The following is a 21,709-nucleotide window of genomic DNA, read 5'->3' on the forward strand; positions in this document are numbered from 1 at the left end:
GCGCACGCTGGCGCGTTCCCGTTATCGGATGGTCTTCAGGGCACGCCGCAGGCTCTGCCCGGAATTGTCGAGTGCGGCCTGCGCCGCGGTGAGATCCGGGGCACCGGCGGCGATCAGCACCGCCGCCTTGACCGAGCCCGCCGATCGCTCGAGCAGCACTTCCGCCTCGGCGATCCCGACACCGGCGATGTCGGCGACGATGCGGCTGGCGCGCCCCTTCAGCTTGATGTTGTCGGCCTTGAGATTGACCATATAGCCGTCATGGACATGGCCGAGTTCGATGCCGACCAGGGTCGACAGCATGTTGAAGGCGATCTTCTGCGCCGTCCCGGCCCCCATGCGCGTGGACCCGGCGATGACTTCGGGCGGCGTCGGCAACAGCACCGAAACGTCAGCACTGGCAAACAGCGGCGCGCCCGCATTGTTGGCGAACGCGATCACCTGCGCCCCCCGCTCGCGGGCGTGTTCGGCGATGGCGATCGCATAGGGCGTCGAGCCGCTCGCCGTCACGCAGATCACGCAGTCGCCCTTGCCGATCACGGCGCGCCCCGCATCGGCAACGGCGAGCGCCCGGTCGTCCTCGTAGCCGCCGGCGAGATCCTCGAGGCTCGCGGCGCCGCCGGCAAGCAGGATGACGATGCGCTCGCGGGAAATGCCATAGGTGCCCGGCAGCTCGAGTGCGTCCGCCATCGCCATCAGCCCGGAACTCCCGGCACCGACATAGACGAGCCGGCCGCCCGAGCGCAGCGCATTCGCCGCGATCCTCGCCGCGGCGGCGATATCATCGATCGCCGCATCAACGGCGGCCGCGGCCGCCTGCTGCGCGGATGCCAGGACCCTCAGCACCGCGACCGGTTCGCGCTCGTCCAATCCTGCGGCGTGCTCATGTCTGGCTTCGGTTCGGCCTGCTGCCATGGTTCGGTCTCCTCGCCGAGGATTTAATGCCAAAAAAATACCAATTGTCTATAGGAAATTAACTTTTGATGGCAGAAAAATGCCACCAAACAAAAAATATATTTACTTTCAATTGTTTATGAGAATGCCCGCAGCATACCTCGGATTTCCGCTTGGTTAATGGTATTTTTTTGGTATTGTTTTCATCGGAGGTACCCCATGGCAGAGCTCATCATCGGCATAGACGGCGGCGGCACCAGCTGCCGCGCGGCGGTCGCGGACCCGCGGGGCGCGATCCTCGGCCGTGGCAAGAGCGGCGCCGCCAACATCCTTACCGACCCGAACAATGCCATCATCAGCATCACCGAGGCCGCACAGGCGGCATTCCGAGAGGCCGGCATTCCGGTGGAGGAGATCGCAAACGCCGCCGCCTTCCTCGGCCTGGCAGGCACCAACGTCGGCAACCTCACGCTCTACGTGCGCGAGCGCCTGCCCTTCCGCCACACGGACATCGACTCGGACGGCCTGATCGCCCTGCAGGGCGCGATCGGCGATGCCGAAGGCTCGGTGGCGATCCTCGGCACCGGCACCGTTTTCATGGCCCGCAAGGCTGGCAGGGTACACTATATCGGCGGCTGGGGCTTCACGATCGGCGATCTCGGCGGCGGCGCCCGACTCGGACACGCATTGCTGCAGGAGGCCCTGCTCGCCCATGACGGCATTCATCCGCCATCCGCGGTGACGGGCGCGATCCTTGCCGAATTCAAGAACGACCCGACGGCGATGGTCGAGTTCGCCCGCCTGTCCAAGCCGGGTGACTTCGGCCGCTATGCACCCCTTGTCTTCCAGCACGCCGAAGGGAAGGATCCCGGTGCGCTGGCGTTGGTGGCAGCCGCGGCGAAGTCCGTCAACGAGGCGCTCGACGCGATCACCAGGATCGGCGGCGACGAGCGTCTGTGCCTGCTTGGCGGCCTGGCGCCGCTGTACCCGCCCTTTCTCGAGCCCCGTCACCGCGCCATGCTCGTGGAGCCACAGGCCGACGCGCTGACGGGAGCCGTCGCCCTGGCCGCCAAGCGCTTCGGGCAAGGCCGCGGAGCGCTTTCATGACCGACCTCCTCGCCACCATCCTGTCGCCCGAGCGCCTGCAGGCCGGCGGCTCCGGCCCGCTGTACCTGAAGCTGCGCCAGACGCTGGAAGACGCTATCAACTCGGGCAAGCTGAACCACGGCGATGCGCTGCCGCCGGAACGCGACCTCGCCGACTACGCCAACATCAGCCGCGTCACCGTGCGCAAGGCGGTGGACGATCTCGTCAAGGACGGCCTGCTGGTGCGCCGGCACGGTTCAGGCACCTTCGTCGTCAAGCCGGTGTCGAAGGTGCAGCAGTCGCTGTCGCGCCTGACCTCTTTCACCGAGGACATGGCCCGCCGCGGGCTCAATACCCGCGCCCAATGGCTCGATCGCGGCCTGTTCCATCCCTCGCCGGACGAAATGATGATCCTCGGCCTGCCCGCCGACGCGCTGGTCGCCCGGCTTGGTCGCCTGCGCATCGCCGACGACATGCCGCTTGCGATCGAGCGCGCCTGCATCTCGTCCGAGTTCCTGCCCGACCCGGGCCAGGTCACCGGCTCGCTCTATGCCGCGCTCGAACAGCGCGGTTGCCGGCCGGTCCGCGCCGTGCAGCGCATTTCCGCCTACAACATCAAGGATCCTGACGCAGCCATGCTCGGCGTCGCGGCCGGCGCGGCCGGCCTTTCGATCGAGCGCGTCTCCTATCTTGCCTCCGGCAAGGTGGTCGAATTCACCCGCTCGCTCTATCGCGGCGATGCCTATGACTTCGTGGCGGAACTGACGCTGTCGGAAGCCTGACCCGCCCGCCCCAACGGAAAGAGAAGACGATGCTGACCAACATGCGCCGCGAAATCAACGAGATCCCGGAAGCCGCCGCCCGCGTGCTGGAGCACCAGGCCGAGGCGATCGCCAGGGCCGGCGCGGCGCTGAAGGCGGCCGACCCACGCTTCTTCGTCACGATCGCCCGCGGCTCCTCCGACCACGCTGCCCTGTTCCTGAAATATGCGATCGAGCTGACCGCCGGCCGGCCGGTCGCCTCGCTCGGCCCCTCGCTCGCCTCCATCTATGGCGCGAAGCTGAAACTCGACGGCGCGGCGGCCATCGCCATTTCCCAGTCCGGCAAGAGCCCCGACATCGTCGCCATGGCAAGGGCCGCGACCGAAGCCGGCGCGACCTCGATGGCGCTGACCAATACCCTGCCCTCGCCGCTTGCGGAGGCCTGCGGCCATCCTCTCGACATTTGCGCCGGGCCGGAACTGAGCGTGGCGGCGACGAAGTCCTACGTGAACTCCATCGTCGCCGGTCTCGCCATCCTCGCCGAGTGGACCGCGGACGTGGCGCTGGGCACCGCCGTGCGGGCACTGCCCGAGCATCTCGGCAAGGCGGTCACGCTCGACTGGAGCGGGTTGATCGCCGACCTTGAGGAAGCTAGGTCGCTCTACGTCCTCGGCCGCGGTCCCGGCCTTGCCATCGCCAGCGAGGCGGCGCTGAAGTTCAAGGAGACCTCCGGCCTGCACGCGGAGGCCTACTCCTCCGCCGAGGTCCTGCACGGCCCCGTGGCGCTGGTCGGCCCGGCCTTCCCGGTGATCGCGCTCGCCGCCCGCGACGCGGCGGAGCAGTCGGTGACCGGCATGGCCGACGGGCTGGCCGAGCGCGGCGCCTATGCCTGCGCCACCTCGACCGAAGCGCGCCTCGCCAAGCAGTTGCCCTTCATCGCCACGGGCCACCCGATTACCGACGCGGTGGCGCTGATCGTGCCGTTCTACGGCTTCGTCGAGGCCTGGTCGCGCGCCCGCGGCCTCAACCCCGACCAGCCGGCCGGCCTCAAGAAAGTGACGGAGACGAAATGAGCGCGCAGACGGCAATCCTCGCCGCCCGGATCTTCGATGGCGACCTGTGGCACGACGACGCCGCCCTGCTTGTCGGCGGCGGCAAGATTGAGGGCATTCTCGCCCGTGGCGAGGTTCCCGCCTCGGCCAAGGTCCGAGACCTCGACGCGGCCTGGCTCGTGCCGGGTTTCGTCGACCTGCAGGTCAACGGCGGCGGCGGGGTCCTCCTGAACGAGCGGACCGATGTCGACGGCATCCGCACCATCTGCGCCGCCCACGCCCGCTTCGGCACCACCGCCCTGCTGCCGACGCTGATCACCGACACCCGCGAGATCACCGGCCGCGCCATCGCCGCCGGCATCGCGGCGCGACAGGCCGAGGTACCGGGCTTCCTCGGCCTCCATCTCGAAGGACCGCACCTTTCGATCGCCCGCAAGGGCGCCCACGACCCGAAGCTCATACGCCCGATGGAGGCGGACGACCTCGCTCGCACGATCGAGGCGCGCGGCAAGCTTGAGGCGCTGTTGACCACCGTCGCCCCCGAAAGCGTGACCAGCACGCAGATCACCGCGCTTTCGGAAGCCGGCGTCACCGTCAGCCTCGGCCACTCCGACAGCAGCTATGCCGCCGTCAGCGACGCGGTCGTCGCCGGTGCCAGCATGGTGACGCACCTGTTCAACGCCATGAGCCCGCTCGGTCACCGCGAGCCCGGCATGGTCGGCGGTGCGCTCGATCTCGGTCATCTCAATGCCGGCCTGATCGCCGACGGCTTTCACGTCGACCCGGTATCGATCGGCATCGCACTGCGCTCGAAGAAGGGACCGGGACGGATCTTCCTCGTCACCGACGCAATGTCCACCATCGGTACCGACATGACGAGCTTCACGCTCAACGGCCGGCAGATCTTCCGCAAGGACGGTCGGTTGACGCTCGCCGACGGCACGCTCGCCGGCGCCGACATCGACATGATCGCCTGCGTTCGCTTCATGCACGAACAGGTCGGGCTGGAACTCGAGGAGGCGCTGCGAATGGCCTCGCTCTACCCGGCCGAGGCGATCGGCATGACGGGGCGCAAGGGGCGGCTGACGCATGGCCACGACGCCGATTTCGTGGCGCTGGACGCAGGTCTTGGCGTCCGCGCCACCTTTATCGGTGGCCGGCCGGCCTACCTTGCCGAGTCAAGCTGGTAGAAATCGATTTCACCTCTTGCCGCGGGCCGCTTTTCGGATCTAGGATCCGGCCTTCGCATCCCGGCAGGGAAACTTCCAGGATTTCTCCGCGGCGGCAAGGCGGCCTCGACGAGGCCGCATTCATCCCCGTGGCGTGTCCGGGCAAGGGTCGCTGCCGTCAAGTACAGGGACCGGCATGCAACTGGTTTTCGACGGGCACAACGATGTGCTGCTCCGGCTGCTCACCACCATGCAGAGCGGGAGCGATCCCGTCGCCGAGTTCAGGGACGGCACCGATCAGGGCCATATCGACGGCCCGCGCGCCAGCGCCGGCGGCCTCGCCGGCGGCCTCTGCGCCATCTACATCTCCTCCGGCCATTTCGAGTTGCGCCGCCCCGACGGCAACGGCCACTATTCAACGCCGCTCGAGCCGCCGCTGCAACGCCAGCCCTCGCTCGATATCGCGCTCGCCATGGCCGCGATAGCCTTCCGGCTCGACCGGGCCGGGGCCTGGAGCCTGTGCCGCACGACCGCCGAGATCCGCGCCGCCTTCGCCAGGGGCACGTTTGCCGCGGTGCTGCACATGGAGGGCTGCGAGGCGATCGACCGCGACCTGATCGCCCTCGAGACGTTCCATGCCGCGGGCCTGCGCTCGCTCGGCCCGGTCTGGAGCCGTCACAACATCTTCGGCCACGGGGTGCCCTTCGCCTACCCGATGTCGCCCGACACCGGTCCCGGGCTGACCGAGGCCGGTTTCGACCTGGTGCGGGCCTGCAACCGCCTCGGCATCCTGATCGACCTGTCGCACATCACCGAGAAGGGCTTCTGGGACGTGGCCGAGACCTCGGACCAGCCGCTGGTCGCGAGCCACTCGAACGCGCACGCGCTGACGCCGGTCGCGCGCAACCTCACCTGCCGGCAGATGGACGCGATACGCGAGCGGCGCGGCCTCGTCGGGCTCAACTACGCGACCACCATGCTGCGCGCCGACGGTCAGGAGGACGCGGCAACGCCGCTCTCCGACATGGTCCGCCACGTCGACCACATGGTCGGGCGCATGGGCATCGACTGCGTCGCGCTCGGATCCGACTTCGACGGCGCGACGATTCCCGCCGGGGTCGGCGACGCCGCCGGCAACCAGAACCTCGTCGCAGCGCTGGCGGCGGCGGGATACGGCGCGGACGACCTCGCCAAGATATGCCGGGAGAACTGGCTGAGAGTGCTTGGGCAGGCATGGCATGAAGCCTGACGGCCCAATCCTGCAATGCGAACCAGAACAGAGGGAACAAACCAAAATGACGAAAATGTTCAATGGCCGCGCCCGCATGCTCGCAACGAGCGCCGCGCTTTCGCTCCTGATGATGACGGCCCCGGCGGCATTCGCCGACACGCCGCAGGACACGCTGGTCGAGGCCTTTGCCATCGACGACATCATCACCATGGACCCGGGCGAGGCGTTCGAGCTGTCGACCGCAGAAGTGACCAGCAACACCTATGACCTGCTGGTCCGCCTCGACCAGAACGACACCTCCAAGGTCAAGGGCGACCTGGCGGAGAGCTGGACCGTCTCCGACGACGGTCTGACCTACACCTTCAAGCTCAAGTCCGGCATGAAGTTCGCCTCCGGCAATCCGATCACCGCCGAGGACGTCGCCTACTCGTTCGAGCGCGCCGTCAAGCTCGACAAGAGCCCGGCCTTCATCCTCACCCAGTTCGGCCTGACCGGCGACAACGTCACCGAGAAGGCGAAGGCCGCCGACGAACTCACCTTCGTCTTCACCGTCGACAAGGCCTACGCGCCCTCCTTCGTGCTCAACTGCCTGACGGCGACAGTCGCCTCCGTCGTCGACAAGACGCTGGTGATGGAGCACGCCAAGCCGGTCACGCCGACCGACGAGTACAAGTACGACACAGACTTCGGCAACGAGTGGCTGAAGACCGGCTATGCCGGATCCGGCGCCTTCAAGTTGCGCGACTGGCGCGCCAACGAACTCGTCGTGATGGAGAGAAACGACAACTACCACGGCGAGCCGGCCAAGCTTGCCCGCGTCATCTACCGCCACATGAAGGAAAGCTCGGGCCAGCGTCTGGCGCTCGAGGCCGGCGACGTCGACGTCGCCCGCAACCTCGATCCGGGCGACCTCGACGCGATCGCCAAGAACGCCGGCCTTGCCTCGACCAGCGCGCCGAAGGGCACGGTCTACTACATCAGCCTCAACCAGAAGAACGAGAACCTGGCCAAGCCCGAGGTGCGCGAGGCCTTCAAGTACCTGGTCGACTACGACGCGATCGGCGCGACCCTGATCAAGGGCATCGGCGAGATCCACCAGACCTTCCTGCCCAAGGGCGTGCTCGGCGAACTCGACGAGAACCCCTACCAGAAGGACGTCGCCAAGGCGAAGGACCTCCTGGCCAAGGCCGGGCTGGCGGACGGCTTCACCGTCACCATGGACGTGCGCAACACCCAGCCGGTGTCGGGCATTGCCGAATCCTTCCAGCAGACGCTCGGCGAGGCCGGCGTGAAGCTCGAGATCATCCCGGGCGACGGCAAGCAGACGCTGACGAAGTACCGCGCCCGCAACCACGACATGTATATCGGCCAGTGGGGCATGGACTACTTCGACCCGAACTCCAATGCCGAGACCTTCACCTCGAACCCCGACAATTCCGACGAGGGCAAGAACAAGACGCTCGCCTGGCGCAATGCCTGGGACGTGCCGGAGCTGACGGAAAAGACGCAGGCCGCGCTGCTTGAGAAGGACAGCGACAAGCGCGCCCAGATGTATCGGGAACTGCAGAAGACGGCGCTGGAGACCAGCCCCTTCGTCATCATCTTCCAGCAGACCGAAGTAGCCGGCATCCGCGCGAATGTGAAGGGATTCAAGCTCGGACCGAGCTTCGACACCAACTTCGTCTCCGGCGTTTCCAAGGACTGATCGGGAAAGAGACCGTTGTCCCCCATTTCGACACAGGCTGGGGCCGGGCGCGCAAGCGCCCGCGCCCGCATGCTGTTTCTCGCTGCGCTCCGTTTCCTGGTGATCGTGGCGACCACCTATCTCGGCCTCCTCGCCGTCACCTTCTTCATCGGCCGCGTCATTCCGGTCGACCCGGTGCTCGCCGTTCTCGGCGACCGGGCGCCGCAGCACGTCGTTGACCGAACGCGCGAGGAAATGGGCCTCAACCTGCCGCTCTACCAGCAGTTCTTCCTCTATGTGAAGGGCGCGATGCAGGGCAGTTTCGGCAATTCGGTGCTGACCACCAACCCGGTGATGGAGGATATCCGCCGCGTCTTCCCGGCAACGATTGAGCTTGCCACCCTCGGCACGGTCATCGGCGCACTGTTCGGAATTCCGCTCGGCGTGCTCGCCGCCGTCAAGCGCGGCAGCCTCGCCGACCAGGTCGTCCGCGTCATCGGCCTGATCGGCTATTCGGTACCCATCTTCTGGCTGGCGCTGCTGTCGCTCGTGCTGTTCTACGCCAAGCTGAAATGGGCGGCATTTCCCGGCCGCATCGACGTCATCTACGAGTATTCGTTCACGCCGGTGACCGGCTTCTACCTCCTCGACGCGACGATGCAGGGCGCTTGGGACGTGCTGTGGGACCTGATCCGCCACATCGCCCTGCCGGCTTCCCTGCTCGGCTATTTCTCGCTCGCCTATATCAGCCGGATGACGCGCAGCTTCATGCTGAACGAGCTGGGCCAGGAATACATCATCGCCGCCCGCGCCAAGGGCCTTTCGGAAACGCGCATCATCTGGGGCCACGCGCTGCGCAACGCCGCCGTGCCGCTGATCACGGTGATCGCGTTGTCCTATGCCGGCCTGCTCGAGGGCTCGGTGCTGACCGAGACCGTCTTCGCCTGGCCGGGCCTGGGCCTCTATATCACCAATTCGCTCCAGAACGCCGACATGAACGCGGTGCTCGGCGGAACCATCGTCATCGGCTCCGTCTTCATCGCCATCAACCTGCTGTCGGATCTGCTCTACCGGACACTCGACCCGAGGACGCGCACGCAATGAGCGACATCTCCTCCCCTATGCCGCAGACCTGGCGAGAATGGCTGATGACCGAGCGGCCGGCTTCGCGCCTGCAGGCCCGCCTTGGCCGCGCCTATGCCACCTGGCACCGCTTCTGCGAGAACAAGCTCGCCGTCATCGGCCTCCTGATCCTGGTCCTGCTGCTGCTGACCGCGGCCTTTGCCGACCTGCTGGCGCCCTATTCGCCCTATGTCGGCAACCTGAAGGACGAGCGGCTGCTGGCGCCGAGCGCGCTACACTGGTTCGGCACCGACGACCAGGGCCGCGACATCCTCTCGCGCGTGATCTACGGATCGCGGCTGACCCTGTTCGTGGTCGTCCTCGTCGCCGTCATCGCCGCGCCCGTCGGCCTGTTGATCGGCACCGTGTCCGGCTACGCCGGCGGCTGGATCGACGCGGTGCTGATGCGCATCACCGACATCTTCCTGGCCTTCCCGAAGCTGGTGCTGGCGCTCGCCTTCGTCGCCGCGCTCGGGCCGGGTATCGAAAATGCGGTGCTCGCGATCGCGATCACGTCGTGGCCGCCCTATGCCCGCATTGCCCGGGCGGAAACCATGACCTTCCGCAACGCCGACTACATTGCGGCGGTGAAATTGATGGGCGCCTCGCCGATGCGCATCGTGCTGCGCCACATCATGCCGCTGTGCATGCCCTCGCTGATCGTGCGCGTCACGCTCGACATGGCCGGCATCATCCTGACCGCGGCCGGCCTCGGCTTTCTCGGCCTTGGCGCGCAGCCGCCGTTGCCCGAATGGGGCGCGATGATCGCCTCCGGCCGCCGTTTCATCCTCGACCAGTGGTGGGTGGCCGCCGCCCCGGGCGCCGCCATCCTGATCGTCAGCCTCGGCTTCAACCTGCTCGGCGACGGCCTGCGCGACGCGCTCGATCCGAAGGAGGAAGGCCGGTGACCCCGCTTCTCGACATCGAAGACCTCCACGTCACCTTCCCGGGCCGCACCGGCCCGATCAAGGCCGTGCGCGGCATCACGATGAAGCTGGGCCGCGAACGGCTCGGCATCGTCGGCGAGTCCGGCTCGGGCAAGTCGCAGACCGGCCGCGCGATCATGGGGCTGACGCCGCCGCAGGCGACCGTCGCCGCCCGGACGATGAGGTTCAAGGACATCGACCTCCTCGCCGCCAGCCCGAGGCAGCGCCGATCGCTGCGCGGCAAGCAGATGGCGATGATCCTGCAGGATCCGAAATATTCGCTGAACCCGGTGATGACGATCGGCCGCCAGATCATGGAGACGCTGAAGGCGCACGACAACGTCTCGCGCGCCGAGGCCCGCGAGCGGGCGCTCGAAATGCTGGAGGCGGTGCAGATCCGCGACCCGGAGCGCGTGTTCGACTTGCACCCGCACGAGGTCTCCGGCGGCATGGGCCAGCGCGCGATGATCGCGATGATGCTCGTCGCCGACCCCGAACTGCTGATCGCGGACGAGCCGACCTCGGCGCTCGACGTGACCGTGCAGTTGGAGGTGCTGGCGATCCTCGACCGGCTCGTCGCCGAGCGCGGCATGGGTCTGATCTTCGTCTCGCACGACCTGCGACTGGTCTCGACCTTCTGCGACCGGGTCATCGTCATGTATGCCGGCAGAATCGTCGAGGAACTGGCGACCGCCGATCTCGCCGATGCCCAGCATCCCTATACGCGCGGGCTGCTCAACTCCCTGCCGCGCATCGGCCACGACCGGCACCCCCTGCCCGTTCTCGATCGCAAACCGGAGTGGTCCCTATGACGGCGGCACTCGAAGTCAGCGCGCTCGGCGTCGCGTTCCACGGGCACAAGGCGCTGGACGATGTCAGCATTGCCGTCGCGCGCGGCGAATCCTTCGGTCTCGTCGGCGAATCCGGCTCGGGCAAGTCGACGCTTCTGCGCGCCGTCGCCGGGCTTGCGCCGGTCAGCGCCGGAACGATCGCGGTCGACGGCAGAAAGCTGGCGCACGGCAAGCGCGACCGCGGCTTCTACCGCCAGGTCCAGATGGTTTTTCAGGACCCTTATGGTTCGCTGCATCCGCGCCAGACCATCGACCGGGCGTTGCTGGAGCCGCTGGCGATCCACGGCTTCGGCGACGCCGATGCCCGGATCGTGCGCGCGCTCGACGAGGTCGGCCTCGGCCGCGGTTTCCGCTTCCGTTATCCCCACCAGTTGTCGGGCGGCCAGCGCCAGCGCGTGGCGATCGCCCGCGCCCTGATCGTCGAACCCTCGATCGTGCTGCTCGACGAGCCGACCTCGGCGCTCGACGCCTCGGTCCAGGCGGAAATCCTCAACCTGCTGGAGCAGACGCGCAAGGACCGCCGGCTGACCTTCGTCATGGTCAGCCACGATCTCGCCGTCGTGAACCACATGTGCGAGCGGCTGGCGATCATGCAGGCCGGACAGGTGGTCGAGACCCTTCCCGCCACCGCGCTGGCCGATCATACATTCACCGCGGACTACACGAAGACGCTGTTCGAGGCCAGCGAGGGCTACCAGCGCACGGCGAGCCGACAAGAAGCGGTGTGAGCGGGCGCGGCTCAGCCTGACGGCGGCCGACCGGGGCCGGCCGCGTGGGGCGGCGGTGCCGGCGACAGCGCGCTATTCCGGCAGGCGCGCCTCGCCGAGGTCGACGCCGAGCACCCGCGCCAGGCCGTCGGCGACGATGGCGTGGTCCATCCGTTGCGGAACGCCGGAGACGGTCACCGCGCCGACGCAGCCGAGCCCGTCGATGAGCAGCGGGAAGCCGCCGCCATGGGTGGCGAACTCGGACAACGGCAGGTTGTGCGCTTCCTCCTGCAGCCGATGCGCATAGGCCAGCCGGCGGCCGACCAGATAGGAGGAATGCCACAGCCGCAGCACCGTGTTGCGCTTGCGCCGGATCCATTCGGCATTGTCCGTGGTCGTGCCGGGAAGCACGACATGGAACAGTGTCCGGTCGCGCAGCGAGATGTCGATGGCGATCGCGGCCTCGCGTTCGACGGCAATCTCGCGCAGGATCCCGCCGAGCCGCCAGGCCGTATCCGGATCGAACCGGGTGAAGCGCAGGAGTTGCTCCTGCCGTTCGAGCCTTGCGATGTCGTCCTTGAGATCTTCCGTCATGGTCGCCTCCCGCGCCTGCCAACTTCTGCCCTCGTAACGCGCCGCACCTGGCGGCACAAGGGCGTGCGGCGGCAATCCGGTACCTGGCGCTGGGCAGCCGCGATGCAAAAAGGGCGCTCGACCCTTGCGGGGAGCGCCCTTATCCTGTCGGGCGCCATGCGGCTCGGCCATCGCCGATGCCAAATGGGTCCGTTTTTCAGGTAGACCCGTGATATGAGCGCATGCCTGGTCGATTTCAAGGGCGGTGCGGCACAGAAAGTGGAATAGCCGATGAACGAGAGGTTCCTGTTCGATGGCCCGGCGGACGCCGGAACGGCGGTCCTGCTGGCGCACGGCGCCGGCGCCCCGATGGATTCCGCCTCGATGACTGCGGCGGCCGGCGCGCTGGCCGCGGCCGGCTTTCGCGTCGCCCGCTTCGAGTTCGGCTACATGGCCGCGCGCCGAACGGCGGGCGGTCGCAAGCCGCCGCCGCGCGCCGAGACGTTGAAGCCGGAATACGTCGCGGCGGTTGAGGAACTCGGCGCGAGCGGGCCGCTGATCATCGGCGGCAAATCCATGGGCGGACGCGTGGCGAGCATGGTCGCCGACGAGTTGCATGCGGCCGGCCGCATCGCCGGCCTCCTGTGCCTCGGCTATCCGTTTCACCCCCCGGGGAAACCCGGGCAGCTCCGCACCCGGCACCTTGCCGATCTCTCGACCCCGACGCTGATCTGCCAGGGCAGCCGCGACGAGTTCGGCACCCGCGACGAGGTGGCGGCCTATCTGCTGTCGGGGCGGATCGACATCCTCTGGCTGGAGGACGGTGACCACGACCTGAAGCCGCGCAAGACGATCTCCGGCTTCTCGGTGGCCGATCACCTCAAGACGATGGCCACCGCCACATCGGACTGGGCCGGCCGACTGGGCGGCTGACGACATCAGAGCCGGGCCTCACCCGAAGGCGGAGGGGTGGAGGACCGGGTGGTAGCCGGCCACAAGCGCCGCCAGCGTCGCCGGTGGCGTCAAAAGACCGTCGACCGGATGCGGCAGCGCAACCCGCCGGTAACCGGAGCCCGACCACAGATGGGACTGGCCTTGCCTGATCAGATAGGCCGAGCCGCCGGCTGCGATCATGGCTCCGTCCGGCAGCGCTGGCAGCGGAACCGCAATCGGGTGCAGGCGCTTTTCGCGGCGGTATAGCCGCTGCGCGTGCAGCACGGCATCCATCTCCGGCGCGCTGGGCACGGCTGTTCCATTGCCCAGGCCCCAGGCGGTACGAAACCATTCCGCCTCCATCCTGCGGCAAAGGAAACAGGGGCGATGGCCGGCCGCCAGCGCGGTCGCCTCGTCGAGGAAGAACAACTCCGTCCAGCTTCGCGCCGCCATGACGGCGCGGCGGATTCCCTTGTACTGGCAGGTACAGGTGATCCAGGCCTTGCCCACCCACCGCCGCTTCGTCAGCGTGCGCGTGGCCGGATCGTGTATGATGCCGCGATTGCCGGTGAACATGCCACGCCCGTCGATGGCGACGATCTCGCCGAAGGGCGTCACCCGGTTCTGCAACGGCATTGCATGCCCCCTTTGGTCTGGCGATGGCGGAACCTGTAGGCGTAGCATCAACCGGATCGGCGAGTCGACTTGAGACGCAAGGAAGCCAGCGATGCCCGCGAGTGCATCTGTCCCTTCCGGCGACGCGATCTTTTCCGGTTGCGGCCGCTATCGCTACCGACTCGAGCGCAGTTGGTGCCCCGACCGCGCCCCGCTCGTCTGGATCATGCTCAATCCCTCCAGGGCAGACGCCGATACGGACGATCCGACGATCCGGCGCTGCACCGCCTTCTCCCGGGCCTGGGGCTACGGCGCCATGATCGTCGTCAACCTCTACGCACTGTGCGCCACCGATCCGGACGATCTGCGCGCCGCCGCCGACCCGGTCGGGGCGGACAACGACGGGCACATCCGCCGGGTCTGCCGACCTGGCGGGCGCGATATCGTCGCCGCCTGGGGCACGCATCCGCTGGCGCGCGCCCGGGCACTGCGGGTGCTCTCGATCATCGCCGCGGACATATCCTGCCTCGGCCTGACGAAGACCGGCCAACCGCGTCATCCGCTCTACGTTCCGGCGGCGCAACCGCGCCTGTCCTGGCACGGGACCACCCTCCCCCCTTCGACGCCGTTGCGCCGCAGCAACGATTGCCCTTGCATTGTTGAGTGAATTGAGCTTCACTAAACACATTGCTCAACATGGCGGAGTGAGGGCCGTGCCGGGCATTGTGAGCAGGGCGTTTTCCGAAGGGCGGCGTGGGGCTTCCTTTCGAATCTGGGAGGATTTCATGAAGACGATACAAAAACCCCTTCTCGGGGTAACGATGGCGCTTGGCCTGTCGACGGCGCTTCCGAGCCTGGCGCAAGCCGATGAACTGACCCTTTGCTGGGCGGCCTGGGACCCGGCCAATGCGCTGGTCGAACTGTCCAAGGACTTTACCGCGCAGACCGGCACGCAGATGAAGTTCGAATTCGTTCCGTGGCCGAATTTCGCCGACCGCATGCTGAACGAGCTCAATTCGGGCGGCAAGCTGTGCGACCTTCTGATCGGCGACAGCCAGTGGATCGGCGGCTCGGCCGAGAATGGCTACTACATCAAGCTCAACGATTTCTTCGACAAGGAAGGGATCAAGATGAGCGACTTCGCCGACGCCGCGGTCTATGCCTACTCGACCTGGCCGAAGGGCACGCCAAACTACTGGGCGCTGCCGGCGATGGGCGACGCCAATGCCTGGTTCTACCGCAAGGACTGGTTCAACAAGCCGGAAATCCAGGCCGAGTTCAAGGAGAAGACCGGCCGCGACCTGACGGTTCCCCAGACCTGGGACGAGCTGATCGAGACGGCCAAGTTCTTCACCGGCAAGGAGATCGACGGCAAGAAGGTCTACGGCGCGGCGATCTTCACCGAGCGCGCCTCGGAAGGCATCACCATGGGCGCGACGCAGGCGCTCTATCCCTATGGCTTCAAATACGAGAACACCACCGGCAAGTACGACATGGAAGGGGCGGTGAACTCGGAGGGTGCCGTCAAGGGGCTGGAGGCCTACAAGGAACTCTACAAGTGCTGTACGCCGCCGGGCTACACCGATTCCTACATGACGGAATCGCTCGACGCCTTCAAATCCGGCCAGGCCGCCATGGCGATGAACTGGTTCGCCTTCTTCCCCGGCCTGTACAAGGATGAGAACGTCGGCGGCGACAAGATCGGCTTCTTCGTCAACCCGAAGCAGACCGTTGCCGCCTCCACGCTCGGCGGACAGGGCATCTCCGTCGTCGCCAACACCGACAACATGGACGGCGCGCTCGCCTACATCAAATGGTTCGCCCAGCCGGACGTGCAGAAGAAGTGGTGGCAGCTCGGCGGCTACGCGGTCCACAACGACGTCTTGAACGACCCCTCGTTCAAGGACAGCCAGCCGTTCGCGGCCGACTTCCTCGTCGCGATGAACCAGGTGCAGGACTTCTGGCAGGAACCGTCCTACGCGATCCTGCTGCAGTCCATGCAGAAGCGCCTGCATGACTATGTCGTCGCCGATCAGGGCACGGCCCAGGAAGCACTCGACGGACTGGTCAAGGACTGGACCGAAATCTTCGAGGATGACGGGAAACTCTGATTTCCTCCCGGTGGGCCGTCCGGCGCGCGAGCGTTCGGGCGGCCCTGCCGTCGACCGACCTTTCCCGAGCTTCAAGGTAAAGTCCGTGATCGATTCCGATACGACCATTCTGGAAAAGGGTGCGGAGCGGGCAGCGACCTCCACCCCGGCTTCGCTCGCTCGGCGCATCGGCGGCCTGTCCGACCGAGCCATCGCCTGGCTGTTCATTACCCCGACGATCGCGCTGCTGCTGGCGATCAACATCTTTCCGCTGATCTGGGCGATCCGTCTGTCCTTCACCAACTACCGCGCCAACCGGCCGAATGCCGATGTGGCCGATGTCGGCCTGCAGAACTACCAGCGCGTCCTGACGGACAGCGACATCTGGATCGCGATGCAGACGACCGCGCATTTCGTCTTCTGGACGATCCTGCTGCAGACGCTGATCGGCTTCACGCTGGCCTATCTCATCGACCGCAAGTTTCGCGGCCACGCCTTCTGGACGACGGTCATCCTGATTCCGATGATGCTGTCGCCGGCCGTGGTCGGCAACTTCTGGCGGTTCCTTTACCAGCCGCAGATCGGGCTGTTCAATTACATCGTCTCCTACGTCACCGGCGTGCCGCCCTCATCCTTCGAGATGCTCGGCTCGGTCGCGCTGGCGCCCTGGGCGATCATCATCGTCGACACGTGGATGTGGACGCCCTACGTCATGCTGATCTGCCTCGCCGGCCTGCGCTCGATCCCCGACTACATCTACGAGGCGGCGGAAGTCGACCGGGCCTCGGCCTGGCGGCAGTTCTGGTCGATCACCGTGCCGATGGCGCTGCCGTTCATCATGCTGGCGGTGCTGTTCCGCGGCATCGAGAACTTCAAGATGTTCGACATGGTCATGCTGCTCACCGGCGGCGGCCCTGGCTCGACCACCGAGGTCGCCTCGATCACGCTCAAGCGCGAGGCGTTCGAGAGCTGGCGCACAGGCCGCGCCTCGGCCTTCGCCATCATCCTCTTCGTGGCCGTCTTCGGGCTCGCCAACATCTACGTCAAGGCATTGAACAAGGTGAAGCAGAGATGAGCACGTCCGCCCATTCCGTCGTCGAGCCCAGCGCCACGACCAAGCGCGTCGCCGGCATCATCGTCGTGCTTTACGCGATCGTCACGATGGTGCCGCTGGCCTGGATCTTCATGACCAGCTTCAAGTCGCCGCCGGATTCGATCAGCTATCCACCGAAACTCGTCTTCACCCCGACACTCGAGGGCTATTGCAACCTCTTCACCACGCGCACGCGCCAGACGCCGGAATACATCGAATCGCTCGGGCCGCCGCAATCGACCTGCGACGAGATCACCCGCAGCCGCAACATGGTGATCGCCGGGCCGTCGAACTACTGGCCGCGCTTCACCAACTCGATGGTGATCGCCTTCGGCTCGACCTTCCTCGCCGTCTTCCTCGGCACGCTCGCGGCCTACGGCTTCTCGCGCTTCCGCGTGCCGCTGGCCGACGACCTGCTGTTCTTCATCCTGTCGACGCGCATGATGCCGCCGATCGCCGTCGCGATCCCCATCTACCTGATGTACCGCGAGCTTGGCCTGTCCGACACCGCGCTCGGCATGATCCTGCTCTACACCGCGGTCAACGTCTCGCTCGCCGTCTGGCTGCTGAAGGGCTTCATCGACGAGATCCCGCGCGAATACGAGGAAGCGGCGATGATCGACGGCTACTCGCGCCTGCAGGCCTTTCGCAAGGTGGTGCTGCCGCAGGCGACGACCGGGATCGCCGCCACCGCCATTTTCTGCCTGATCTTCGCCTGGAACGAATATGCCTTCGCCGTGCTGCTGACCTCCGGCTCGGCCCAGACGGCGCCCCCCTTCATCCCGACGATCATCGGCGAAGGCGGCATGGACTGGCCCGCGGTCGCCGCCGGCACGACGATCTTTCTCGTTCCGATCCTCGTCTTCACCATCCTGCTGCGCCGGCAGTTGCTGCGCGGCATCACCTTTGGAGCGGTCCGCAAATGACGATCGAGAGCTCGCCCACGCCGAAGAAGCGGCACCCCTTCTTCCTCCGTCGCGCCCCGATGGAGAACATCGCCACCGCGGTGATCGCGCTTGGCTTCCTGATGCTGTTCCAGCCGTTCGCGCTGGTGCTCTACACCTGGTCGCTGGTGACCCTGCTCGCCGGCACCGTGATGTTCATCATCGTATCGAAGTTTCCGGAGTAAGCCATGGCGGAGATCAGGATCGAGCACCTGCGCAAGCAGTTCGGCAGCTTCGCCGCGGTCGAGGACTCCACCTTCACGGTGGAGGACGGCGAGTTCCTGGCGCTGCTGGGACCGTCCGGCTGCGGCAAGACGACGACGTTGCGGATGATCGCCGGGCTGGAGCTGCCGACCAGCGGCAGCATCTATCTCGACGGCGAGGACGTCACCTTCAACCGCGCCAGCGCCCGCGACATCGCCTTCGTCTTCCAGCTCTTCGCGCTCTATCCGCACATGAACGTGCGCAAGAACATCGGCTTCCCGCTGCTGTCGCAGGGCGTGCCGCGGGCGGAGATCAGACGGCGCGTGGAGGAGACGGCGCGCCTGCTGCAGATCGACCACATCCTCGACCGCTCCGTCTCGGGCCTGGCCGGCGGCGACCGCCAGCGCGTGGCGCTCGGGCGCGCGATCGTGCGCCGCCCGAAATGCTTTCTGATGGACGAGCCGCTCGGCACGCTGGATGCGGAGTTCCGCGAGGTCATGGTTCACGAACTGCGCGAGTTGCACAACCGCATCCACGCCACCACCGTCTATGTCACGCACGACCAGCACGAGGCGATGGCGATGGCCGACAAGATCGCCGTCATGAACCACGGCGTGATCGAGCAGTACGGCACGCCGCAGGAGATCTACAACCGCCCGACCTCGATGTATGTCGCCGACTTCATCGGCTCGCCGCCGATGAACTTCCTGCGCTTCCAGTCGGGCCTGGAGACCGGGGCCACGACGGTCACGCTCGGGGATGTGGCGGTCCGCGTGCCCGAGGTGCTGGCCGCGAAGGCACGGAGCGAGCTGGCGCTCGGGGTTCGCCCGGAGCACGTGCGCTTCGACGATGCCGCCCCGCTGCGCGGCGCCGTCTATGGCAAGGAGTATCTCGGCACCAACCAGATCGTCTCGGTCGAGACCGCACAGGGCATGGTCAAGGCCCGCGTCTCGGCGGACCTGGACTTCTCCATTGGCGAGAATGTCGGCCTCGACCTTGCCTGCGACCGGCTGTCGCTGTTCGACTGCGCCTCCGGCAAGGCCATCCCCTCATCCCTCTATGCGGAGGCCCGCCATGGCTGAAGTCACGCTCACCGCCATCAGCAAGGCCTTCGGCGAAACCGAGGCCGTCAGCAGCATCAACCTGACGATCCGGGACGGCGAGTTCGTCGTGCTGCTCGGCCCGACGGGCGCCGGCAAGACCACCACCCTGCGCCTGATCGCCGGCCTCGAGAAGCCGGACGCCGGCCGTATCACCATCGCCGGGCGGGATGTGGCCGGCGAGGCGCCGGCCAGCCGCGACGTCGCTTTCGTCTTCCAGCAGTACTCGCTCTACCCGCACCTGACGGTCTACGAGAACCTCGCTTTCCCGCTGCGATCGCCGGCAAGACGGCTGTCGCCAGGCGAGATCGACGCCCGCGTGCGCGAGGTGGCCAGGATGGTCCGGATCGACCACAAGCTGGAGAACCGCTCGACCCGGTTGTCCGGCGGCGAGATGCAGCGCGTCGCCATCGGCCGCGCGCTGGTGCGCAAGCCTGCGATCTACCTGATGGACGAGCCGCTGTCGTCGCTGGACGCCAAGCTGCGCGCCGAACTGCGGCTGGAACTGAAGCGGATCCAGAGCGAACTCGGTGCCACCCTGCTCTACGTCACCCATGACCAGGTCGAGGCGATGACGATGGCGAACCGCATCGGCATCCTAGCCGAAGGCCGGCTCGTGCAGATCGGCACGCCGCGCGAGATCTACAGCAATCCGGCGAACCTCCATGTCGCCGCCCGGCTCGGCCAGCCGCACATCAACCTGATCCCGGAGGGTCTGCTTCCCGGAGGCAGCGCGCCCGCCGGCACCCGGACCATCGGCGCACGCACCGAGCACCTGGAAATCGCCGCCTCCGACCGGGGCAATGCCGAGATCGACTGGATCGAGCATCTCGGCGACCAGAACCACCTGCATATCAAGGTCGGCCAGCACAAGCTGGTGACGCTTGCCGATCCCTACCTCGCAGTCCGCCGCGGCGACCGGATCGACCTGCGGCTGCGCAACCCGCTCTATTTCGACGCCGGCGGGCAGCGCCTGACGTAAGGCGCGAGGAAACGAACACGATGACGGGATGGACACGATGAAGCACTTCTTCAACCGCAGGGAAGACATCGTCACCGAGGCGCTCGACGGGCTGCTGCTGACTTCCCCGCCGGGACAACTGGCCCGGCTCGACAGCTATCCGTCGATCAAGGTCGTGGTCCGCGCCGACTGGGACAAGGCCAAGGTGGCCGTGATCTCCGGCGGCGGCGCCGGCCACGAGCCCTCGCATGCGGGCTTTGTCGGCAAGGGCATGCTGACGGCGGCCGTTTCCGGCGAGATCTTCGCCTCGCCGAGCGTCGACGCGGTCTTGACCGCCATCCGCGCGGTGACCGGCGATCCGGGCTGCCTGCTGGTCGTCAAGAACTACACCGGCGACCGGCTGAATTTCGGCCTGGCGGCCGAGAAGGCGCGCGCCGAGGGCTACAAGGTGGAGATGGCGATCGTCGCCGACGACATCGCCCTGCCCGACATCCCCCAGCCGCGCGGCGTCGCCGGCACCCTGTTCGTACACAAGATCGCCGGCCACCTCGCCGAAACAGGCGCCAGCCTCGAGGCCGTCGCAGCGGCCGCGCGCGACGCCGCAGCCGATATCGTCTCGCTCGGCATGTCGCTTTCCACCTGCTCGATTCCCGGCCAGGCGCACGAGGATCGCCTCGGCCCCGACGAGGGCGAACTCGGCCTCGGCATCCATGGCGAGCCCGGCGTCGAGCGGATCATGCTGCAGGAGGCCACATCGATCGTCAGGACGATGACCGAGCGCCTGGCCGCCTCGCTCAACGCCAGGGACCGGTATGCGCTGCTGATCAACAATCTCGGCTCCGTCCCGCCGATCGAGATGGGCGTCATCGCCAAGGCGGTGTTCGGCTCCTCGCTGGCGGACCAGATCGAACTGGTCATCGGTCCGGCGCCGCTGATGACGGCGCTGAACATGAACGGCTTTTCGCTGTCGCTGATCAGGCTCGACGCCGGCCGCGAGGCGGCGCTGACCTCAGCCGCGGCGCCGCGCGCCTGGATCGTGCCGACGCGGCGGCCCGGCCTGGTCGTGCTGCCGGCGCCGCAGGCGGCGGACCGGGCCCGCTCGCGTTCCGGCCAACGGACAGACGGCAACGGCGACGCCGCGAAAAAGCTTATCGAGGCGGTGTGCCAACGGCTGATCGCGCTCGAAGCCGACCTGAACCGGCTCGATGCGCGCATCGGCGACGGCGACACCGGCTCCACCGTCGCGACCGGCGCGCGCAGCGTGCTCGCCCTTTTGCCGGACCTGCCGCTGCACGATCGCGCCGCGACCTGCGCCATCATCGGCGAAACACTCGGCACCAGCATGGGCGGCTCGAGCGGCGTGCTGCTGTCGATTTTCTTCACTGCCGCCGGACAGCGGCTGGCGGAGGGGGCGGATGTCGCCGCAGCCCTGGCCGCCGGGCTGCAGCGCATGACCTTCTACGGCGGCGCGGCGCCGGGAGACCGCACCATGGTCGACGCCCTGGCGCCGGCGCTGGAAGCGCTGGCTGCCGGCAGCCTCAGTGCCGCCGCCACCGCCGCCCGCGCAGGGGCGAGCGCAACCGGCGCGATGACGCGCGCCAAGGCCGGCCGGTCCACCTATCTGGCCGCGCGAGACCTGGAGGGCGTTCCAGACCCCGGTGCCGAGGCCGTGGCGGCCGCCTTCGAAGCCGCCGCCAAGGCCGTGTGACAGCC

At 67.2% G+C, this 21,709-nt stretch carries 22 protein-coding genes; 19 read left to right on the top strand and 3 right to left on the bottom strand.

The genetic code is table 11. The features are described from left to right. Positions 1–21 precede the first annotated feature (21 nt). Entirely contained in the window at positions 22–915 is an 894-nt protein-coding gene (locus ACXAGF_RS12780; RefSeq protein ID WP_475017576.1) for an N-acetylmuramic acid 6-phosphate etherase, read from the bottom strand. 198 nt (positions 916–1,113) lie between these two features. Between ACXAGF_RS12780 and ACXAGF_RS12785 the strand changes: the two genes are divergently transcribed. The 10 genes from ACXAGF_RS12785 (at position 1,114) to ACXAGF_RS12830 (ending at position 11,504) form a co-directional block, all read left to right on the top strand. Continuing rightward, complete coding sequence (locus tag ACXAGF_RS12785) at positions 1,114–2,001, top strand: glucosamine kinase nucleotide-binding domain-containing protein (RefSeq protein WP_475017578.1); 888 nt, start codon at positions 1,114–1,116, stop codon at positions 1,999–2,001. Then, positions 1,998–2,762: a GntR family transcriptional regulator gene (locus ACXAGF_RS12790; RefSeq protein ID WP_475017580.1), complete on the top strand. Its 765-nt coding sequence runs from the start codon at positions 1,998–2,000 to the stop codon at positions 2,760–2,762. The genes ACXAGF_RS12785 and ACXAGF_RS12790 overlap by 4 nt, the downstream gene beginning before the upstream one ends. Positions 2,763–2,791: 29 nt before the next feature. After that, on the top strand, positions 2,792–3,814 hold the full coding sequence (locus tag ACXAGF_RS12795; protein ID WP_475017582.1) for an SIS domain-containing protein: 1,023 nt from the start codon (positions 2,792–2,794) through the stop codon (positions 3,812–3,814). Continuing rightward, positions 3,811–4,983 carry an N-acetylglucosamine-6-phosphate deacetylase gene (gene nagA / locus ACXAGF_RS12800; RefSeq protein ID WP_475017584.1) on the top strand — a complete coding sequence of 391 codons (1,173 nt, stop codon included), beginning with the start codon at positions 3,811–3,813 and terminating at the stop codon, positions 4,981–4,983. The genes ACXAGF_RS12795 and nagA overlap by 4 nt, the downstream gene beginning before the upstream one ends. Positions 4,984–5,158: 175 nt before the next feature. After that, entirely contained in the window at positions 5,159–6,211 is a 1,053-nt protein-coding gene (locus ACXAGF_RS12805) for a dipeptidase (protein WP_475017585.1), read from the top strand. Positions 6,212–6,257: 46 nt separating this feature from the next. Next, entirely contained in the window at positions 6,258–7,898 is a 1,641-nt protein-coding gene (locus ACXAGF_RS12810) for an ABC transporter substrate-binding protein (RefSeq protein WP_475017587.1), read from the top strand. Between the two features lie 69 nt (positions 7,899–7,967). Next, positions 7,968–8,981, top strand: coding sequence for an ABC transporter permease (locus ACXAGF_RS12815; RefSeq protein ID WP_475019281.1), 1,014 nt, complete (start codon positions 7,968–7,970; stop codon positions 8,979–8,981). Continuing rightward, entirely contained in the window at positions 8,978–9,907 is a 930-nt protein-coding gene (gene nikC / locus ACXAGF_RS12820) for a nickel transporter permease (RefSeq protein ID WP_475017589.1), read from the top strand. Before ACXAGF_RS12815 ends, nikC begins: the two co-directional genes overlap by 4 nt. Then, positions 9,904–10,737 carry an ABC transporter ATP-binding protein gene (locus ACXAGF_RS12825; RefSeq protein WP_475017591.1) on the top strand — a complete coding sequence of 278 codons (834 nt, stop codon included), beginning with the start codon at positions 9,904–9,906 and terminating at the stop codon, positions 10,735–10,737. Before nikC ends, ACXAGF_RS12825 begins: the two co-directional genes overlap by 4 nt. Then, positions 10,734–11,504, top strand: coding sequence for an ABC transporter ATP-binding protein (locus tag ACXAGF_RS12830; RefSeq protein ID WP_475017593.1), 771 nt, complete (start codon positions 10,734–10,736; stop codon positions 11,502–11,504). Before ACXAGF_RS12825 ends, ACXAGF_RS12830 begins: the two co-directional genes overlap by 4 nt. A gap of 72 nt (positions 11,505–11,576) precedes the next feature. On the opposite strand, the gene ACXAGF_RS12835 is transcribed toward ACXAGF_RS12830, so the two are convergent. Beyond that, positions 11,577–12,077 carry a heme-degrading domain-containing protein gene (locus tag ACXAGF_RS12835; protein ID WP_475017596.1) on the bottom strand — a complete coding sequence of 167 codons (501 nt, stop codon included), beginning with the start codon at positions 12,075–12,077 and terminating at the stop codon, positions 11,577–11,579. Between the two features lie 270 nt (positions 12,078–12,347). On the opposite strand from ACXAGF_RS12835, the gene ACXAGF_RS12840 reads away from it, so the two are divergent. Then, positions 12,348–12,989, top strand: a complete 642-nt coding sequence (locus tag ACXAGF_RS12840; RefSeq protein ID WP_475017598.1) for an alpha/beta hydrolase family protein — start codon at positions 12,348–12,350, stop codon at positions 12,987–12,989. A gap of 18 nt (positions 12,990–13,007) precedes the next feature. Here the strand turns inward: ACXAGF_RS12840 and ACXAGF_RS12845 are convergent, their stop codons facing one another. Further along, positions 13,008–13,625: a hypothetical protein gene (locus tag ACXAGF_RS12845; RefSeq protein ID WP_475017601.1), complete on the bottom strand. Its 618-nt coding sequence runs from the start codon at positions 13,623–13,625 to the stop codon at positions 13,008–13,010. 91 nt (positions 13,626–13,716) lie between these two features. Here ACXAGF_RS12845 and ACXAGF_RS12850 point away from each other — a divergent pair, with 91 nt between their 5' ends. From ACXAGF_RS12850 to ACXAGF_RS12885, 8 genes are all read left to right on the top strand, one after another. Beyond that, positions 13,717–14,271: a DUF1643 domain-containing protein gene (locus ACXAGF_RS12850; RefSeq protein WP_475017602.1), complete on the top strand. Its 555-nt coding sequence runs from the start codon at positions 13,717–13,719 to the stop codon at positions 14,269–14,271. A 118-nt stretch (positions 14,272–14,389) separates the two neighbouring features. Continuing rightward, complete coding sequence (locus tag ACXAGF_RS12855; protein ID WP_475017604.1) at positions 14,390–15,715, top strand: ABC transporter substrate-binding protein; 1,326 nt, start codon at positions 14,390–14,392, stop codon at positions 15,713–15,715. An 85-nt stretch (positions 15,716–15,800) separates the two neighbouring features. Continuing rightward, on the top strand, positions 15,801–16,769 hold the full coding sequence (locus tag ACXAGF_RS12860) for a carbohydrate ABC transporter permease (protein WP_475017606.1): 969 nt from the start codon (positions 15,801–15,803) through the stop codon (positions 16,767–16,769). Beyond that, a complete protein-coding gene (locus ACXAGF_RS12865) occupies positions 16,766–17,713 on the top strand; it encodes a carbohydrate ABC transporter permease (protein WP_475017608.1) in 948 nt (315 codons plus the stop codon). The genes ACXAGF_RS12860 and ACXAGF_RS12865 overlap by 4 nt, the downstream gene beginning before the upstream one ends. Next, positions 17,710–17,916, top strand: a complete 207-nt coding sequence (locus tag ACXAGF_RS12870; protein ID WP_475017609.1) for a hypothetical protein — start codon at positions 17,710–17,712, stop codon at positions 17,914–17,916. Before ACXAGF_RS12865 ends, ACXAGF_RS12870 begins: the two co-directional genes overlap by 4 nt. A gap of 3 nt (positions 17,917–17,919) precedes the next feature. Then, positions 17,920–19,017, top strand: a complete 1,098-nt coding sequence (locus tag ACXAGF_RS12875; RefSeq protein WP_475017611.1) for an ABC transporter ATP-binding protein — start codon at positions 17,920–17,922, stop codon at positions 19,015–19,017. Next, the gene (locus tag ACXAGF_RS12880) at positions 19,010–20,017 is read left to right on the top strand and encodes an ABC transporter ATP-binding protein (RefSeq protein ID WP_475017613.1); all 1,008 of its coding nucleotides are present in this window, start codon (positions 19,010–19,012) and stop codon (positions 20,015–20,017) included. Before ACXAGF_RS12875 ends, ACXAGF_RS12880 begins: the two co-directional genes overlap by 8 nt. 37 nt (positions 20,018–20,054) lie before the next feature. After that, entirely contained in the window at positions 20,055–21,704 is a 1,650-nt protein-coding gene (locus ACXAGF_RS12885; RefSeq protein ID WP_475019282.1) for a dihydroxyacetone kinase subunit DhaK, read from the top strand. The last annotated feature ends 5 nt before the right edge of the window (positions 21,705–21,709 follow it).

The organism is Mycoplana sp. ABR4_002, from assembly GCF_056159645.1.

What these genes read in the sequence shown, in the direction of transcription:
- ACXAGF_RS12780 (WP_475017576.1), bottom strand. Translation starts at nt 915, where the DNA reads ATGGCAGCAGGCCGAACCGAAGCCAGACATGAGCACGCCGCAGGATTG.
- ACXAGF_RS12840 (WP_475017598.1), top strand. Translation starts at nt 12,348, where the DNA reads ATGAACGAGAGGTTCCTGTTCGATGGCCCGGCGGACGCCGGAACGGCG.
- nikC (WP_475017589.1), top strand. Translation starts at nt 8,978, where the DNA reads ATGAGCGACATCTCCTCCCCTATGCCGCAGACCTGGCGAGAATGGCTG.
- ACXAGF_RS12830 (WP_475017593.1), top strand. Translation starts at nt 10,734, where the DNA reads ATGACGGCGGCACTCGAAGTCAGCGCGCTCGGCGTCGCGTTCCACGGG.
- ACXAGF_RS12785 (WP_475017578.1), top strand. Translation starts at nt 1,114, where the DNA reads ATGGCAGAGCTCATCATCGGCATAGACGGCGGCGGCACCAGCTGCCGC.
- ACXAGF_RS12875 (WP_475017611.1), top strand. Translation starts at nt 17,920, where the DNA reads ATGGCGGAGATCAGGATCGAGCACCTGCGCAAGCAGTTCGGCAGCTTC.
- nagA (WP_475017584.1), top strand. Translation starts at nt 3,811, where the DNA reads ATGAGCGCGCAGACGGCAATCCTCGCCGCCCGGATCTTCGATGGCGAC.
- ACXAGF_RS12870 (WP_475017609.1), top strand. Translation starts at nt 17,710, where the DNA reads ATGACGATCGAGAGCTCGCCCACGCCGAAGAAGCGGCACCCCTTCTTC.
- ACXAGF_RS12880 (WP_475017613.1), top strand. Translation starts at nt 19,010, where the DNA reads ATGGCTGAAGTCACGCTCACCGCCATCAGCAAGGCCTTCGGCGAAACC.
- ACXAGF_RS12850 (WP_475017602.1), top strand. Translation starts at nt 13,717, where the DNA reads ATGCCCGCGAGTGCATCTGTCCCTTCCGGCGACGCGATCTTTTCCGGT.
- ACXAGF_RS12805 (WP_475017585.1), top strand. Translation starts at nt 5,159, where the DNA reads ATGCAACTGGTTTTCGACGGGCACAACGATGTGCTGCTCCGGCTGCTC.
- ACXAGF_RS12835 (WP_475017596.1), bottom strand. Translation starts at nt 12,077, where the DNA reads ATGACGGAAGATCTCAAGGACGACATCGCAAGGCTCGAACGGCAGGAG.
- ACXAGF_RS12790 (WP_475017580.1), top strand. Translation starts at nt 1,998, where the DNA reads ATGACCGACCTCCTCGCCACCATCCTGTCGCCCGAGCGCCTGCAGGCC.
- ACXAGF_RS12855 (WP_475017604.1), top strand. Translation starts at nt 14,390, where the DNA reads ATGAAGACGATACAAAAACCCCTTCTCGGGGTAACGATGGCGCTTGGC.
- ACXAGF_RS12885 (WP_475019282.1), top strand. Translation starts at nt 20,055, where the DNA reads ATGAAGCACTTCTTCAACCGCAGGGAAGACATCGTCACCGAGGCGCTC.
- ACXAGF_RS12845 (WP_475017601.1), bottom strand. Translation starts at nt 13,625, where the DNA reads ATGCCGTTGCAGAACCGGGTGACGCCCTTCGGCGAGATCGTCGCCATC.
- ACXAGF_RS12815 (WP_475019281.1), top strand. Translation starts at nt 7,968, where the DNA reads ATGCTGTTTCTCGCTGCGCTCCGTTTCCTGGTGATCGTGGCGACCACC.
- ACXAGF_RS12795 (WP_475017582.1), top strand. Translation starts at nt 2,792, where the DNA reads ATGCTGACCAACATGCGCCGCGAAATCAACGAGATCCCGGAAGCCGCC.
- ACXAGF_RS12810 (WP_475017587.1), top strand. Translation starts at nt 6,258, where the DNA reads ATGACGAAAATGTTCAATGGCCGCGCCCGCATGCTCGCAACGAGCGCC.
- ACXAGF_RS12865 (WP_475017608.1), top strand. Translation starts at nt 16,766, where the DNA reads ATGAGCACGTCCGCCCATTCCGTCGTCGAGCCCAGCGCCACGACCAAG.